The organism is Streptococcus mitis, from assembly GCF_946188375.1.
Classification (GTDB): Bacteria; Bacillota; Bacilli; order Lactobacillales; family Streptococcaceae; genus Streptococcus; species Streptococcus mitis_CX.
Genome location: NZ_CAMHUS010000009.1, coordinates 1 through 16,010, shown reverse-complemented (window position 1 = coordinate 16,010; position 16,010 = coordinate 1). Strand labels below are relative to the sequence as shown.

The window sequence follows — 16,010 nt, the reverse complement described above, 5'->3', positions numbered from 1 at the left end:
TATGTCTCGTTTATACTCGATTCATTTATATTATTTTTGTGTCCTAGGTACAAAAAAATAATATTATCAAACTCTTCCTAAACATACTCAGATATATATTGCATAAAAATACAATATAGAGAACGATAAACTATCATCTCAAAAATAAATTTATACTATTTCTGAGATGTACTATTTGTAGCGGGTAAATCCCCTATAGATATAGCCGCTTTTCTTCAATCCACTACAGTTGACAAAAAGCCAAAAAAAGAAGATGACGAATCATCTTCTCAAAAACTATAAGTTTTTAGTCCTCTTTTTTCTTGCGTGCCACAAGACCAAATCCACTCAATACTCCAAGAAGTCCAAGTGCTGCTAGGCTAGCATGATCTTCTGTACCAGTGTTAGGCAATTCTTTTTGACCTTCAACATATTTAGGTGTTGCTGGTTTAGCAGTTGTCGCAGATACTGGTTGAGCAGTTGTGTCAGTTGCTACTGTTGTGTCTGCTTGAGCTGGTGCCGCTGGTTGAGTTTGATTAGGTGTTGCTGGTTGTCCTGGTTCCGTAGGAGTTACAGGCTGTTCAGGAGCAGTTGGTCCAGCAGGTTGTGGAGTCTGTGGTGTTTGTGGAGCTGGAGTTGCTGGTGATGGTTCTGTTTGAGGAATTAATGAATTGTTAGGAGTTACTTTTACTGGTACTTCCAATTCGATAATTTCACCAGTTGGTAATTTCACCTTCACTTTAACAGCTGTTTTTTCTCCAGGTGTTTCAGTTGTTGGGATTTCTCCAACTTCAATAATTTCCCATCCTGATTCTTTAGGAATGTTGACGTGTTTCTTCACATCATCTGGTGTAATTGTTGTTCCTTGAGGTACAACGATTGGTGTTACAGTTGGTGTAGCAATTACTGGTACTTGTACTTTCATTGTTTTACCGTTTGGTAATTTAACTGTAACTGTTGCTGATGGTCTTACACCTGCAGGGAATGTTTCAGGAAGTTCTGGTTCCCCTACGATTTCCCATCCAGTTACTCCTGGGATTTCGATGTGTTTTTGTACATCTTCTTTAGTTAATTTAGTTCTTTCTGGAACAATGATTGGTGTAACTTTTGGTTCTACCACATTCACTACTACAGGAACTCGTACAATTTCTTTACCATCTTTATCCTTAACAATAACAACAGCTTCTTTTTTACCTGGTTTAGAAGTATCTACTGGTGTATCGTATTCGAATGTAGCTCCTTCTGGGTAATTTCCTGGTGTAATGTTATCTTTTGGATCTGGAGTATCACCTTTTGGTACAAGTTGTTCTTTACCTTCAACCACTGTTACTGGTACTTTAACTGTTGTTTTGTACTCTTTACCATTGACAGTGTAAATCACTGGTACTTCTACTTCTCCAGCTTTTCCTGGCTCTGAAGTTTTTGGTACTGTAACATTTGTTAAATCAACTTTAACAGTTGCTCCTTCAGGAAGTTTTTTCTTGAATTCTTCGTTGTTGATTGCATTTTCTGCATCTTTACCAACTTTATCTTTTAATTCTTTCTCTGAAAGATCTTTTGGTACAACAACTTCTCCAGCTTTTGGTTTTGGTAGTACTGTTACTGGAACTTTAACGTTTTCTTTGAATTTACCATTTCCGTATGTTACTGGTACTTCTACTTCAACGTCTTTATCCCCTGCTTTTCCTACTGTAGATGGAACTTTTGTAGGGTCTCCTACTGTTCCACCTTCACCTGGTGTAATACCTTTCTTAATTTCTTCAGAATTTGGTGTGTCACCTTCAAATACTACTACTGATGGTGGTGTTGAAGACACAACGTTTACTGGTACTTCAATCACTTTAGTGATTTTGTTTCCATCTTTATCTTTGTATTCAACTGTTACAGTTGCTGGAGTTTGTTTACCTACAGTATCTGTTCCAGGAGTTGTATTAACATCTGTTACTGTAACTGTTACACCGTCTGGAAGACCTTCAAGTTTTTTAGCTGCTTCTTCTGCTTTTTCTTTAACAACTTTTGCTAATTCAGTCTTATCAGCATCTTTTGGTACTGTTACACCTTCTGGTTTAACTTTTGGTAATACTGTAACAGGTACTGTTACTTCTTCGTCTCCACCATCTTTATAAGTTACTTTAGTAGTAACTTTAACATCTGGTGAACCTACTTTTCCTTCAGTTGTTGGGATATCTTTGTTGATGTCATCCTCAGTTACTGGTGTTGTAGTTCCATCAGTATCAGGAGTGATTGCTTTGTTTACATCTTCAGCTTTTGGTTTATCACCTTCTACAACGTATACAGGTTTTACATCTGAACCTTTAACATTTACTGTTACTGGGATTGTAGTTGTGTAATCTTTTCCATCAACTGTGTATGTTACTGGCACATTAACAGTTCCTGTGTTTGTACCTTTTTCAGCTGTTATTTTAGCTAATACATCTTCAGTTACATCACCAACAGTTACTGTTGCACCGTTTGGTAATTTAGATTTGAAGTCTGTTGCTTCAACTGCTTCTTTAGCTTTATCTTTTGCTAATTCTTTCAGTTTATCTGGAGTAGTATTCTTAACTACTGTTACATCAGCTGTTGCTTTTGGTAATACTGTTACTGGAACTTTAACTGTTTCAGTCACTTTTCCATTGTCGTAAGTTACTGGTACATCAACTGTTACATCTGTAGCTCCAGCTTTATCTTTTGTAGATGGAACTGTTGTTGGTTCTCCAACTGTTCCACCTTCACCTGGTGTTACTGAATCTTTGTCTAATTTTGGTGTGTCACCTTCGAATACGACTACTGGTTTTGGTGTTGAGCTTACTACTTTAACTGGTACGTTAATTGTATCTTCACCAACTACATTACCTTTATCATCTTTATATAATACTTTTACAGGAACTGTATCTTTGTCCCCATTTGAATCTGTTTTTGGTAATGTGTAAGAAGTTTCTCTTTCATCTAGTGATGCAGTAATTCCAGCTGGTAAGTTTGTTAATTTACTTACTGCTTCATTCGCTTTTTCTTTCACAACATTTGTTAGAGCAGTATCATCAGTATCCTTAAGCACTGTCACACCTGTTGGTGTTGCTTTTGGTAATACTTTAACTGGGACATCAACTGTTTCATCACCAGTTGGATATTTAACCGTTGCTTTAACTGCTAAATCTGTTGCTCCTACTTTAACTTTATCTGTAGGAACGTCTTTATTGATGTCAGCTTCAGTTACAGGTGTTAAGTCTCCATCTTTATCAGGTGTTACAGCTGCTGTAACATCTGCTGGTTTTGGTTGATTTCCTTCCACTACGTATACAGGTTTCACTTCTGAACCTTTTACGTTAACTGTTACTGGAATTTCTGAAGTATAAGTTGTTCCGTCTGGAGATGTAAATGTTACTGGAACTTTTACAACTACAGGCTCACCTTTTTTATTTGCTATATCAGCAGGTAATTCTGGAATTTCTCCTACTGTAACAGTGTATCCTTCTGGCACTTTTTCAGGGAAGTCAGGAGTTTTAATTAACTCTTCTGCTTTAGCTTTTAAAGTATCCTTAACTTTATCTGGAGTAGCTCCTTTAGGTACGTCAACTTCACCTTCTGTTCTAGGAAGAACAGTAACTGGTACTGTTACATTTTCTGTAACTTCAGTTCCATCTACATTGTGAGTAACTGTTGTTGGAATTGTTAATCCAGTTTGACCAGCTTTTCCATCAGTTTTGAAGATATCACTTGCTTTTGGTTCATTAGCAGTACCTTTACCAAGGGTAGTAGCTGGTTCTACTTTTTCTTTAACACTAGCAGGTGTAATTTCATCACCTTCAAATACTACAACTGGTTTTGTAGTTGATTTAACAACGTTTACCTCAATATCAACAGTAGTCTCATATGTTTTGCCATCTACTGTATACGTTACAGGTACCTTAACAACCCCACGTCCATCTTCAGCAACTTTAGTAATTTCGATGTCATCTTTTTTAACTAAAGTAGAACCATTAGTGTCACCTAAGGCAGCTGTACCAGTAACATCATTTAATAATTTAGTAAACTCTGGAGTTTTAATTGCTTCTTGTGCTTTTGCATAAGCAATTGCTTTAAGTTGTTCGTCATTTGTGTTAATTGGTACTGTAATGACTGAGTTAGTTTGTAAACTATTAATGAAGATTTCTCTACCATATTTGTGGTTTGGATCATCTGAATTTGCTAAACCATTACGGTTAAATTCATTTTCATAAGATGGTTTTAATCCATTTGCAGTATATGAGTACAGTCTGTTACCTTCTGCATCCGTATCTCCAAAACCACTCTTAACTGTTACTTTAAAGTCAGCTGGTCCTACGAAGTTATCTGCTGCTGTAAATGGAATACTTGTTTTACGAGAGTTTGTCTCTGCAGCAGCCATACGATTTCCGGCTGGTACGTTATAAGTTAATTTACCACCTTTTGAGTTATCACTTGGATCGTTAGGAACCCATTTGATTGTATTTGCCCAAACATTTCCTAACCAGTTTGATCCACCATTTGCATTGTAGATTTTATCTTCTAATACTACACCTTTAGGAACTTCTACTGTTACTTCAACATTTGATGCAGCATAGTAGTCAATATTCATTCCACCAGTGTTTTTAATATCGATATCAAATACACCTTTTTGACCTTTATCATAAATTGTATCTTTTGTATATCCGAATTCAAAACTTTTGTTTCCTGAACGAACATTAGTTAATACTTCAGCAGCTGGAGCAGTTGCGATACCAATACCACCGATTAAGTAACCATCTTTAATATTGATTTTGTTATCATTAATTAAACTATTTGTTCCTTGACTTCCTGCTTCAATTAACACTTTAATTTTAGTTGTTTCAGCTGGAATATCATAAATACGGTCTAGGTGGTTCCATCCGTTAGCAGCAAGAGCAGCTTGTTCAGTTGCTAAAGGACCATTTTTACCTTCAACTGGTTTGATTTCTTTACCAGTGAATGCATCTACGATTGTTAATTTAACTCTTTCACCTGATGATGTTGATGTTGAACCACCATATGCAGCACTATGAATTAAGTTAACATTTAGACGAGAATTTCCGTTTACATCGAATTCTTTCGAAAGTGTTGTACCTTTACTTCCTAATTCTAGATAGTAATCACGGTTTTTCACTTCACCGAACACATTTTTTCTCATTACATCAATTGTTGGAGTTACTGAAGGAACAGCACCACTACCATTAACATAACTTTTTTCACCTGAAGTTTGGTATTTTTTTAATTCTCCATCGTTTGAATAGATTTTAGATTTTGGAACTTCACGTGTACTTGGTTGTCCATCTTTATCTGTAACATTTGTTACATCAAGTGGTTTAACCGCATTAACTTTTTCACCTTTTTCAATTTTCCAACCATTTAACATACCAGCTTCTGCATCAGCTTTTGTAATAGCTTTTTCTTGCCAGTTATATGTTGCACTACCGATTGGATCTTTTGCATTTGGAACATTATTTACTTTATTAGTAATGTCACGTCCACTTTCATATTGTTTAGCAATTGTTTCTGATTTTTTATCAGCATCAGTGAATGTTACTTTATCTCCGAAACCTTCTTTTAAGCTTTCGAATACCCCGTTTTTAGGGTTGTTACCATAAGCAGCATGGTTTTCACTTACTGGAGCGCCTAATTCAGTTTTTCCTGCTAAGTAAAATGCTAATAAGTCACGTTCAGATTTAACAGCTTCTGCTTGTTGACTCATTGCTTGAGCTGATGTTGCAGTTGCAGCATTCGCTTTCGTTACTACACCATTAGCTTTTTCAATAACTTTAGTGTAAGTATCAATTACTGCTTGATCTTTTTTATTCGCATCTTTTGCTTTTTGTTCATCAAGTTTAGCTTGAATTTTAGCAATATTTGCTTGTAATTCAGTTAAAGCGTTATCTCTTTCAGCTTTGTATTTAGCTGCTTCTTCTGCTGAGTTAGCTGCAGTTGTATCAACTGTTCTAAATCCACTTTCACCTTGACCAGGAATGGCTTGACCATTACGTGGATCTTGGTTTTTGTTTTCTTTTTTATCAGCAGTTGCTTTTGGCATACTTTCTAATACGAAAGCTCTGTTTTTCAAAGAACTTGTTGAATAATCAACTTCTGTTTGTGTTGCTTTATCGTTTGAAAGAAGGGCTTGAGCCTTAGCAAGTTCTGCTTTTGCTGCTTCAATGACTGAGGCAGTCTTTTCAGTTAGACCAGCTTTCTCAAGAGCTGCTTCCATACGAGCAATAGCTGCTTCCAACTTACTTGTGTCAGCCTTTGTAGCTGATGCTTCTGCAGCTTTTGGTGTTTCTGCTGGTGCGACCTCAGGAGCTGGGGTTGCTGTAGCTGGGGTTGCTGGTTGCTCAGCTGTTGATGTAGCAGTTTCATTTGAAACTAGAGGAGTTGTTGAGCCTGATTGATTTCCAGTGTCAGGGTTTACTTGTTCGTTTGTTGTAGTTGTTGAAGGTGTTACATCTGCGTGAACAGTCGCTGCACCACCAAACATCATATAGGCTGCTACAGCTACTGATGCTGCACCAAAACTATACTTACGGATTGAAAAGCGCTGGACCTTTTGTCCGTGGTACTTGTCCATTCTTGAATACATATTTTCTCCTTTTTAAATAAATTTTAATTGCGGAATTACACCCAAGTATTTAAACAACGCCTCCATTTCCAGCTTAATTTATACATTAAAGCAGCTACACTTAGGTACTCAATCCCTAATTTACATTATAACATTATTTCAATTAAACTGTCTACGTTTATTTGCAAAATATGAGGATTTTTCTATATATATATATATTAATCAACGTTTTATGAGATTTCATCATAAAAAATAAAAGGCCAATTTGACCTTTTACTTTTATATATTTATTTACGGTTTGATACGGTGCAACATACGTGGGAATGGGATAGCTTCACGGATGTGTTTTGTTCCTGCTGCAAAGGTTACCATACGTTCGATACCGATACCAAATCCTCCGTGTGGAACTGTACCGTATTTACGAAGGTCAAGGTAGAATTCATATTCTGTACGATCCATGCCAAGTTCATCCATTTTTGCGACAAGGGCATCGTAATCTTCCTCACGCATAGAACCACCGATGATTTCTCCATAACCTTCAGGAGCAAGCAAGTCTGCACAAAGCACGCGCTCTGGATTTCCAGGAACTGGTTTCATGTAGAAGGCCTTGATGGCTGCTGGATAGTTCATAACAAAAGTTGGCACACCAAAGTGGTTTGAAATCCAAGTTTCATGTGGTGAACCAAAGTCATCACCATGCTCAAGATGTTCGTAGTCAGCATCTTCATCGTTTTCATGCTCTTGCAAGAGGTCAATAGCTTGATCGTAAGTGATACGTTTGAATGGCTCTGCAATGTAGCGTTTCAAGAGTTCTGTATCACGTTCCAAAGTTTCCAAGGCTTGAGGTGCACGGTCAAGAACACCTTGAAGAAGGGCTTTTACATAAGCTTCTTGCAAATCAAGTGACTCATCGTGTGTCAAGTATGAGTACTCAGCATCCATCATCCAGAACTCAGTCAAGTGACGGCGTGTTTTTGATTTTTCAGCACGGAATACTGGGCCAAAGTCAAAGACACGACCAAGAGCCATAGCACCTGCTTCAAGGTAAAGCTGACCTGATTGGCTCAAGTAGGCTGGAGTTCCGAAGTAGTCGGTTTCAAAGAGTTCAGTTGAATCTTCAGCCGCATTTCCTGAAAGGATTGGGCTATCAAACTTCATGAAACCATTCTTGTCAAAGAACTCATAAGTTGCATAGATGATAGCGTTACGGATTTGCATCACCGCTACTTGCTTACGAGAACGAAGCCACAAGTGACGGTTGTCCATCAAGAAGTCTGTTCCGTGTTCTTTTGGTGTAATTGGGTAGTCTTGAGACTCACCAATCACTTCGATGTCTGTAATGTCCAACTCATAGCCAAACTTAGAACGTTCGTCTTCTTTGACAATACCTGTCACATAGACAGACGTTTCTTGGCTCAAGCGTTTGATAACATCAAACTTCTCAAGTCCTACTTCTTCACCAAATTTCTCTACAAAGTTTGGTTTAAAGGCCACACCTTGGAAGAAGGCTGTTCCATCACGCAATTGCAAGAAGGCGATTTTCCCTTTTCCTGATTTGTTGGCAACCCAAGCGCCAATCGTCACTTCCTGACCAACATAGTCTTTTACATCAATAATCGTTACACGTTTTGTCATTATTTTTCCTTTTCTTTTTCTTTTATTTTTCCATAAATGCTTTCAAGCGTTTAACTGCTTCTTTAAGCGTGTCTAGGTCTGTCGCATAGCTGAGGCGGACATTTTCTGGCGCTCCAAAACCTGCTCCTGTTATGAGTGCCAAACCAACTTCCTCAAGAATAGCTGTTGTAAAGTCAGTCACATCCGTATAGCCTTTCATCTCCATGGCCTTTTTGACATTTGGGAAGAGATAGAAGGCCCCTTGCGGTTTGACCACTTCAAAACCAGGGACTTCACACAAGAGTGGATAGATGGTATTGAGACGTTCTTCAAATGCTTGACGCATAACTTCCACAGAATCTTGCGGTCCAGTTAAGGCTTCGATAGTTGCATATTGTGAAACAGCAGTTAGGTTAGAAGTTGTTTGACCTGTCAATTTGCTCATAGCAGCAATGATTTCTGGATCACCCACTGCATAGCCTACCCGCCAACCTGTCATGGCATAAGCTTTTGATACACCGTTAATGACGATGGTTTGCTTGCGAATGGCTTCTGATAGACTAGAGATTGGTACGAACTCATTCCCGTTATAGACCAAACGACCATAAATATCATCTGCTAGGATGAGAATGTCATATTCAACAGCCCAATTTCCGATAGCCAAGAGTTCCTCACGGGTGTATATCATTCCTGTCGGATTGGATGGCGAATTCAACACCAAAACCTTAGTTTTATCTGTACGAGCTGCTTCTAACTGCTCTACGGTCACCTTAAAGTGATTGTCTTCCTTAGCAGGAACAAAGACTGGAACACCACCAGCCATCTTGACCTGGTCTCCATAGCTGACCCAGTATGGGGTTGGGATAATCACTTCATCACCTGGATTGACCACAGCCATAAAGAAAGTATAGAGTGAGAACTTAGCACCGGTAGCAAATGTGACTTCGTTGGCCGCTACGGAATAACCATAATAACGCTCAAAATAGGTATTGACTGCTGCTTTTAACTCAGGCAAACCTGAAGCTACCGTATAGAAAGAAGCACGTCCATCTCGAATGGCTGCAACAGCTGCATCTTGAATATTTTTGGGAGTATGGAAATCGGGCTGACCTAAAGTTAAGAAAAGTACATCTTTTCCTTCAGCCTTTAACTTCTTTGCTCTTGCATCACTAGCCAGAGTCACACTTTCTTCCATTTCTAAAACACGGTTGGATAGTTTCATAGGCCCTCCTTATTGACCAATGCTCCTGTTTCAAAATCTACTAGGTAAAAATCAGAGCCTGACTTGACTTCCCAAATTGGCTTGTCTTGATAACGACCAAAGGTAATCTTGTCAATCTCGCCAGCTCCTTTTTCCTTCGAAACAGCTTCTGCTTTTTCTTGTGAAACACCTTGATTTAGCTGATAAACGTAAATCTTATGGTCATCTTTTCCAATCAGGACAGCAAGTGCTTCTTGCTGTTTATTATGACCAAGAACACTGTAATAAGATTCCAAGCCATTGTATAAGTCAACCTGATCAGCCTGCTCTAATCCTGCATACTGCTGAGCTAATTTTTCTCCTTCACTTTTAGCTGTTTGATAAGGTTTCATACCCAAAAACACTAGATACAGAAAGGAAGCACTGATAACCACAAACAAAATCGTCATCCCTATACCATACTGCCACAGTAGATTATTTTTTGCTTTGTTTTGTCTTTTTTTCACTCGTCTATTTTACCATCTATTGGGCTTTATTACAAGCGAATGCAAGAACAAACCTATATTATTTCTTCCTTCAAAGTAAATCGATTTTTCTTAGTTAAAACCGAGCAAGAAAAGGAAAGACACAAGCAACATAAACGTATCAAAAAACCTGAGCTTAGCACTCAAGTTTTCGTAAGTTCTTTACTTTATAGAATCACTTTATCATCCATTCTTTTAGCCATTTTTCCTAAAAAGATAGGTAGTAGAAGGCCAATCATGGCTAAAAAGAAGCCTAGATAAAGAAATGTTAGCACAAAGCCTAAATGGTCAATCAACCAGCCTGTCAGCGGGAAAAACACAATCATACTGAGGCTAAACATCATAGAGTAGACACTCAGCATGGTTGCCCTTACTTCGCTTGGGAGGCGCTCTTGCAAATCATTGTCAAAAATCGGCTGAAAAAGAGCATATAGAGCATTGCTAATCAAATAAATCAAAATATAGATTAGAGGTGTTCCAAAGTAGGACAGCATATAGGTGACTCCAGTCAGCAGGACGAGGATAGGGAAAAAATTCAAGGCAGCATATTTCTTTCCAAGCTTACTCGCTAGATAGACTGCGAGGATATTCAAGAGACTTCCAAGTAGCATAACTGCTGAAATTTGCCAACCACTTAAATCTGGTAACTGATTTTGATAGTAAAAATAAAACATGCACATGAGTGTGCCGACAATCTGAGACAAAATCATCCAGTTGAAGAGCATGGGATTTCGCTCCAACTCTTCCTTAACAGTCCAAATAATCTGTTTCATGGTCACACTATCAGCTTTTTCTACCTTGACACTAGGTTCTTTCAGCATCCAAATCAAGACAAGAACTATGATAGAAGTGACAATCATAATATAGTAGGTCAGGTGCAATTGACCATGGACAAAAAATCCCGCCAACACTGTCCCCAAAGAACGAGTTCCTTCTGCTAATCCTGACATGAAACTTGAAATAGATAGATAGCGTTCTTTTAGTCCAGCCTCTACAGCCGAGTCATAGACCATTGCTGCGCTTGTTCCTGAATCAAAATTATAAGACAAGGCACTCACCGCCATAGCTAGGGCATAAATCCAAAAATTTCCCTGCCCAGCCAACATAAGAATAGAAGACACAATCCCTGCTATTCGACTTAAATAAAGATTGGTCTTATAGGAATAACGGTCAGCTAACATACCAGATGGAATTTCACAGAGAAGACTGGTCGTATGAAAAATACTCTCCAAAAGTCCAATCTGCCAAAGAGACATTCCATTTTGACTGAGAAAGAGAATCCAAAAACTGGTAATCCCTAAAAATGCAAAAAACTCAACCCCGGCCATCAGGCCAATATTCTTCCGATAATTTCTTATTAACATCTTTTCTCCTTTAACAAGTGTATTATTATTTCTTTTGTCCGTCACTTGTTAATCTGTGCCTTACATGATCTCCACCCCTTTTTAGAAGCATTCTTCAATGCCATTATTATTCCTTTAATTATTTATGAAATGATACCGGAAAATAGCCGTTCTGCGGTTTCTATTGCGAGTTTTCTTGTTTATTTTAGCACTTATGTCATCATATTACAAGAGAATATAGGAATGCTCTGCGAAAACCAAATGCATTTCAGTCGCAAGTGACTAGAGTTTCTGTAATTTTATCGTTTTCAAATTAACTCTGAGCAAATTTCTTGCAAGTCCTTTTGTTTTGTTGTAATATATTTTATGACAACGAGAGGCTTCTCGGAAATTTAAGAAAAAGGAGACACATCATGTCTAAAAAAGTATTATTTATCGTCGGATCACTACGCCAAGGTTCTTTCAACCACCAAATGGCCCTCGAAGCTGAGAAAGCACTTGCTGGCAAAGCGGAAGTTAGCTATCTTGATTATTCAGCCCTTCCTCTCTTCAGCCAAGATTTGGAAGTTCCAACTCACCCAGCTGTAGCGGCTGCTCGTGAAGCGGTTCTGGCTGCGGATGCTATCTGGATCTTCTCTCCAGTCTACAACTTCTCTATCCCTGGAACAGTGAAAAACTTGCTTGATTGGCTATCTCGCGCCCTTGACTTGTCTGATACACGTGGCGCTTCTGCCCTTCAAGACAAGTTTGTCACCGTATCATCTGTAGCCAATGCAGGTCACGATCAACTTTTCGCTATCTACAAGTACCTCTTGCCATTTATCCGTACACAAGTCGTTGGTGATTTCACTGCTGCACGTGTCAATGACTCTGCTTGGGCAGACGGAAAATTGGTTCTTGAAGAAACAGTCCTAAACTCACTTGAAAAACAAGCTCAAGATTTGGTCAATGCAATCTAGTCATCTCTAATTGCTATTCTAAAACAGACAATCGGACAGACTTTTAGCCCTCTATATAAAAGAACTAGACAATTCATCAACAATCGAATGACTAGTTCTTGAAATACGAAAAAAGAACTAGAGTTCTCACAAATGAGTGAGTTTTCTAGTTCTTTTTGATTTACAAAGACTTCACGTAGGGAAAGCTACCAAGGATCAGATGAGATCATCTATTTAAGCTTCCTCTTCATCGTCTTTTTTCTTTTTGGCAAATAGCAAACCAAATGCGCCAAGAAGAGAGAGAACCCCTATTGCTCCTGTAGCACGGTCTTCTTGTGTACCAGTATTTGGCAATATTGCTTTCGGTTGAGAAACTGATGGATTCGTTTCTGATACTTCATTCTGCAATTGAGCAGACACTTCAACTGTTTGACTTGGTTGTCCAGCCGGTTGAGTAGCTGGCACCTCAGCAGGGGTAGCAATATCCGGTCTAGGATTTGTATCGTAAGATGGTGCAGCTGGTCTTTGCTGAGCGTCACCTGTTGGTCTAACTGGACTCACTTTCCTGAAGATGTGAGTTACAACATCACCTTTAGTTTCTGTTCTTACAAATACATAACCTTCAATTTCACCATGTTCAAATGCTTCATTGGCTTCACCTAATACCGTTGGAGCTTTGGAATCCGCTGGTTTCAATTCTTTACCATTTTCATCAACCCACTTAGTGATAATCAGTTGAACTTTAGGTACTTCTACTGGATCAGGAAGATCACCATTCACACCTCCATTGAATTCTGGGACTTCATGTGTTGGTGAATTTGGTGCGTTCACTCCGCCATTAAATTTCGGTAAGGTTTCTTGAATTTCTGGCTCACCATTTACTCCACCTGCAAACTCTGGAACTTCATGAACTGGCGAATCCGGGGTATTTACTCCTCCATTAAATTCTGGAATTTTCAAAATTTCTGGTACACCTTTTGCATATGCAAATACCAATTTATCTCGAGAAATTTCATGACTGACTTTTGTTTCCGGATCTGTAATTGTCACATTTCTTTTTGAATCAACTGTTACATCTTTTCCTGGATTTGCTTTTGTCACTTTTTCTTTCACTTTATCTTGTTCTTCTGGACTTAAGTTCTCAGGATTTTTCACAGGTACTTTTTCCATCGGAACTACTGGACTGAAATCTTCTGGATTCACAGTAATTACAACATCAACATCTTCTGTACTTCCATCTGGATACGTTACAGTTACAACACCTTTTTTCTCCCCATGTTTTGAAGTATCTGGAATTTTTCCATCTTTCCATCCAAAAGTCGTTCCTTCTGGTAACGTTTTTATATTTTCAATACTATCTTTTGCAGATGGTACTTGAGCATGTTCTACTGTTTGTGCTTTTGGTTGAGGATCGTATTCATCATTTTGAGGCGTTACGTTTACCGTTACCGTCACTTCTTCCGTACTCTTATCTGGGTAAGTGATTAATACTTTTCCTGTCTTACTTCCTGGTTTACTTGTGTCTGGTTGTTCTGACCAGCTATAGTTTGTTCCTTTTGGTAAGTCATTTGTATTAATACTTTTCTCTGGATCTGGTACTTCGTTGTGACGAACAGTTTGGTTCGGTTCTTTTGCCGTTGGGTTGAAGGTATCTTTTTGTTCTTTTACCCTTACTGGTACTTCGACTTCATCTTCCGTTCCATCTGGATAATGAACTAACGCTACTCCTGGATGACTGCCCGGTGTGCTGACATCTGGCCTTGTCTTCCATGTAACAGTTGTGCCTTCTGGTAAGCCGGTTTTGGTTACACTTGTTTCTGGATCTGGTACGTGTCCATTGTCCACTTCTTGAGGGATTCCAGTTGGTGTGTATTCATCATTTTGAGGCGTTACGTTTACCGTTACCGTCACTTCTTCCGTACTCTTATCTGGGTAAGTGATTAATACTTTTCCTGTCTTACTTCCTGGTTTACTTGTGTCTGGTTGTTCTGACCAGCTATAGTTTGTTCCTTTTGGTAAGTCATTTGTATTAATACTTTTCTCTGGATCTGGTACTTCGTTGTGACGCACAGTTTGGTTCGGTTCTTTTGCCGTTGGGTTGAAGGTGTCACTTTGTTTCTTAACTGTGACTGGTACTTCTACTTCATCTTCCGTTCCATCTGGATAATGAACTAAGGCTACTCCTGGATGACTTCCTGGTGTATTCACAACTGGAGTTTCTTTCCATGTGACGGTTGTGCCTTCTGGTAAGCCTGTTTTGTTTACACTTGTTTCTGGATCTGGCACATGTCCATTGTCTACGGTTTGCGCAATACCAGTTGGGCTGTATTCATCATTTTGTGGAGTTACGTTTACCGTTACCGTCACTTCTTCCGTACTCTTATCTGGGTAAGTGATTAATACTTTTCCTGTCTTACTTCCTGGTTTACTTGTGTCTGGTTGTTCTGACCAGCTATAGTTTGTTCCTTTTGGTAAGTCATTTGTATTAATACTTTTCTCTGGATCTGGTACTTCGTTGTGACGAACAGTTTGGTTCGGTTCTTTTGCCGTTGGGTTGAAGGTGTCACTTTGTTTCTTAACTGTGACAGGAATTTCTACTTCATCTTCCGTTCCATCTGGATAATGAACTAAGGCTACTCCTGGATGACTGCCTGGTGTGCTGACATCTGGCCTTGTCTTCCATGTGACTGTTGTTCCATCTGGTAAGCCTGTTTTGTTTACACTTATTTCTGGATCTGGCACGTGACCATTGTCCACTTCTTGCGCTATTGCGGTTGGATTGTATTCATCTTTTTGTGGCGTTACTTCGACTGTTACTGTCACTTCTTCCGTACTATGGTCTGGGTAAGTGATTAATACTTTTCCTGTCTTACTTCCTGGTTTACTTGTGTCTGGTTGTTCTGACCAGCTATAGTTTGTTCCTGCTGGTAAGTCGTTTGTATTAATACTTTTTTCTGGATCTGGTACTTCGTTGTGACGAACCGTTTGGTTTGGTTGTTTCGCAGTTGGGTTGAAGGTGTCACTTTGTTTCTTAACTGTGACAGGTACTTCGACTTCATCTTCCGTTCCATCTGGATAATGAACTAAGGCTACTCCTGGATGACTGCCTGGTGTGCTAACATCTGGCCTTGTCTTCCATGTAACAGTTGTGCCTTCTGGTAAGCCGGTTTTGTTTACACTTGTTTCTGGATTTGGTACGTGTCCATTGTCCACTTCTTGAGGGATTCCAGTTGGTGTGTATTCATCTTTTTGTGGCGTTACGTTTACCGTTACCGTCACTTCTTCCGTACTCTTATCTGGATAGGTGATTAATACTTTTCCTGTCTTACTTCCTGGTTTACTTGTATCTGGTTGTTCTGACCAGCTATAGTTTGTTCCTGCTGGTAAGTCGTTTGTATTAATACTTTTCTCTGGATCTGGTACTTCGTTGTGACGAACCGTTTGGTTTGGCTCTTTTGCCGTTGGGTTAAACGTGTCACTTTGTTTCTTAACTGTGACAGGGACTTCTACTTCATCTTCCGTTCCATCTGGATAGTGGACTAAGGCTACTCCTGGATGACTGCCCGGTGTGTTCACAACTGGTGTGTCTTTCCATGTAACAGTTGTGCCTTCTGGTAAGCCGGTTTTGTTTACACTTACTTCTGGATCTGGTACGTGTCCATTGTCCACTTCTTGAGGGATTCCAGTTGGTGTGTATTCATCATTTTGAGGAGTTACGTTTACCGTTACCGTCACTTCTTCCGTACTATGGTCTGGATAGGTGATTAATACTTTTCCTGTCTTACTTCCTGGTTTACTTGTATCTGGTTGTTCTGACCAGCTATAGTT

Annotated in this window: 7 protein-coding genes; 1 reads left to right on the top strand and 6 read right to left on the bottom strand. The window is 39.0% G+C overall.

Features of this window, described 5'->3' with window-relative positions; genetic code table 11:
* Window positions 1-286: 286 nt before the first annotated feature.
* From N8M16_RS08230 to N8M16_RS08210, 5 genes are all read right to left on the bottom strand, one after another.
* Complete coding sequence (locus tag N8M16_RS08230; protein ID WP_261069971.1) at window positions 287-6,583, bottom strand: YSIRK-type signal peptide-containing protein; 6,297 nt, start codon at window positions 6,581-6,583, stop codon at window positions 287-289.
* A 270-nt stretch (window positions 6,584-6,853) separates the two neighbouring features.
* Window positions 6,854-8,197: an asparagine--tRNA ligase gene (gene asnS / locus N8M16_RS08225; protein WP_000167160.1), complete on the bottom strand. Its 1,344-nt coding sequence runs from the start codon at window positions 8,195-8,197 to the stop codon at window positions 6,854-6,856.
* A gap of 22 nt (window positions 8,198-8,219) precedes the next feature.
* On the bottom strand, window positions 8,220-9,398 hold the full coding sequence (locus tag N8M16_RS08220; RefSeq protein ID WP_238096516.1) for a pyridoxal phosphate-dependent aminotransferase: 1,179 nt from the start codon (window positions 9,396-9,398) through the stop codon (window positions 8,220-8,222).
* A complete protein-coding gene (locus tag N8M16_RS08215) occupies window positions 9,395-9,883 on the bottom strand; it encodes a cell wall elongation regulator TseB-like domain-containing protein (RefSeq protein ID WP_238096515.1) in 489 nt (162 codons plus the stop codon). Before N8M16_RS08215 ends, N8M16_RS08220 begins: the two co-directional genes overlap by 4 nt.
* Before the next feature lie 185 nt (window positions 9,884-10,068).
* Complete coding sequence (locus tag N8M16_RS08210) at window positions 10,069-11,265, bottom strand: MFS transporter (RefSeq protein ID WP_238096513.1); 1,197 nt, start codon at window positions 11,263-11,265, stop codon at window positions 10,069-10,071.
* A 392-nt stretch (window positions 11,266-11,657) separates the two neighbouring features.
* Here N8M16_RS08210 and N8M16_RS08205 point away from each other — a divergent pair, with 392 nt between their 5' ends.
* Window positions 11,658-12,203, top strand: coding sequence for an NADPH-dependent FMN reductase (locus N8M16_RS08205; protein WP_238096512.1), 546 nt, complete (start codon window positions 11,658-11,660; stop codon window positions 12,201-12,203).
* Between the two features lie 213 nt (window positions 12,204-12,416).
* Here the strand turns inward: N8M16_RS08205 and N8M16_RS08200 are convergent.
* Window positions 12,417-16,010, bottom strand: a 3,594-nt coding sequence (locus N8M16_RS08200) for an SIALI-17 repeat-containing surface protein (RefSeq protein ID WP_261069970.1), incomplete at its 5' end; no start/stop codon positions are given.

Bases quoted from the DNA above. Each gene is read 5' to 3' on its own strand.
- N8M16_RS08230 (WP_261069971.1), bottom strand. From the start codon at position 6,583: ATGTATTCAAGAATGGACAAGTACCACGGACAAAAGGTCCAGCGCTTT.
- asnS (WP_000167160.1), bottom strand. From the start codon at position 8,197: ATGACAAAACGTGTAACGATTATTGATGTAAAAGACTATGTTGGTCAG.
- N8M16_RS08220 (WP_238096516.1), bottom strand. From the start codon at position 9,398: ATGAAACTATCCAACCGTGTTTTAGAAATGGAAGAAAGTGTGACTCTG.
- N8M16_RS08210 (WP_238096513.1), bottom strand. From the start codon at position 11,265: ATGTTAATAAGAAATTATCGGAAGAATATTGGCCTGATGGCCGGGGTT.
- N8M16_RS08205 (WP_238096512.1), top strand. From the start codon at position 11,658: ATGTCTAAAAAAGTATTATTTATCGTCGGATCACTACGCCAAGGTTCT.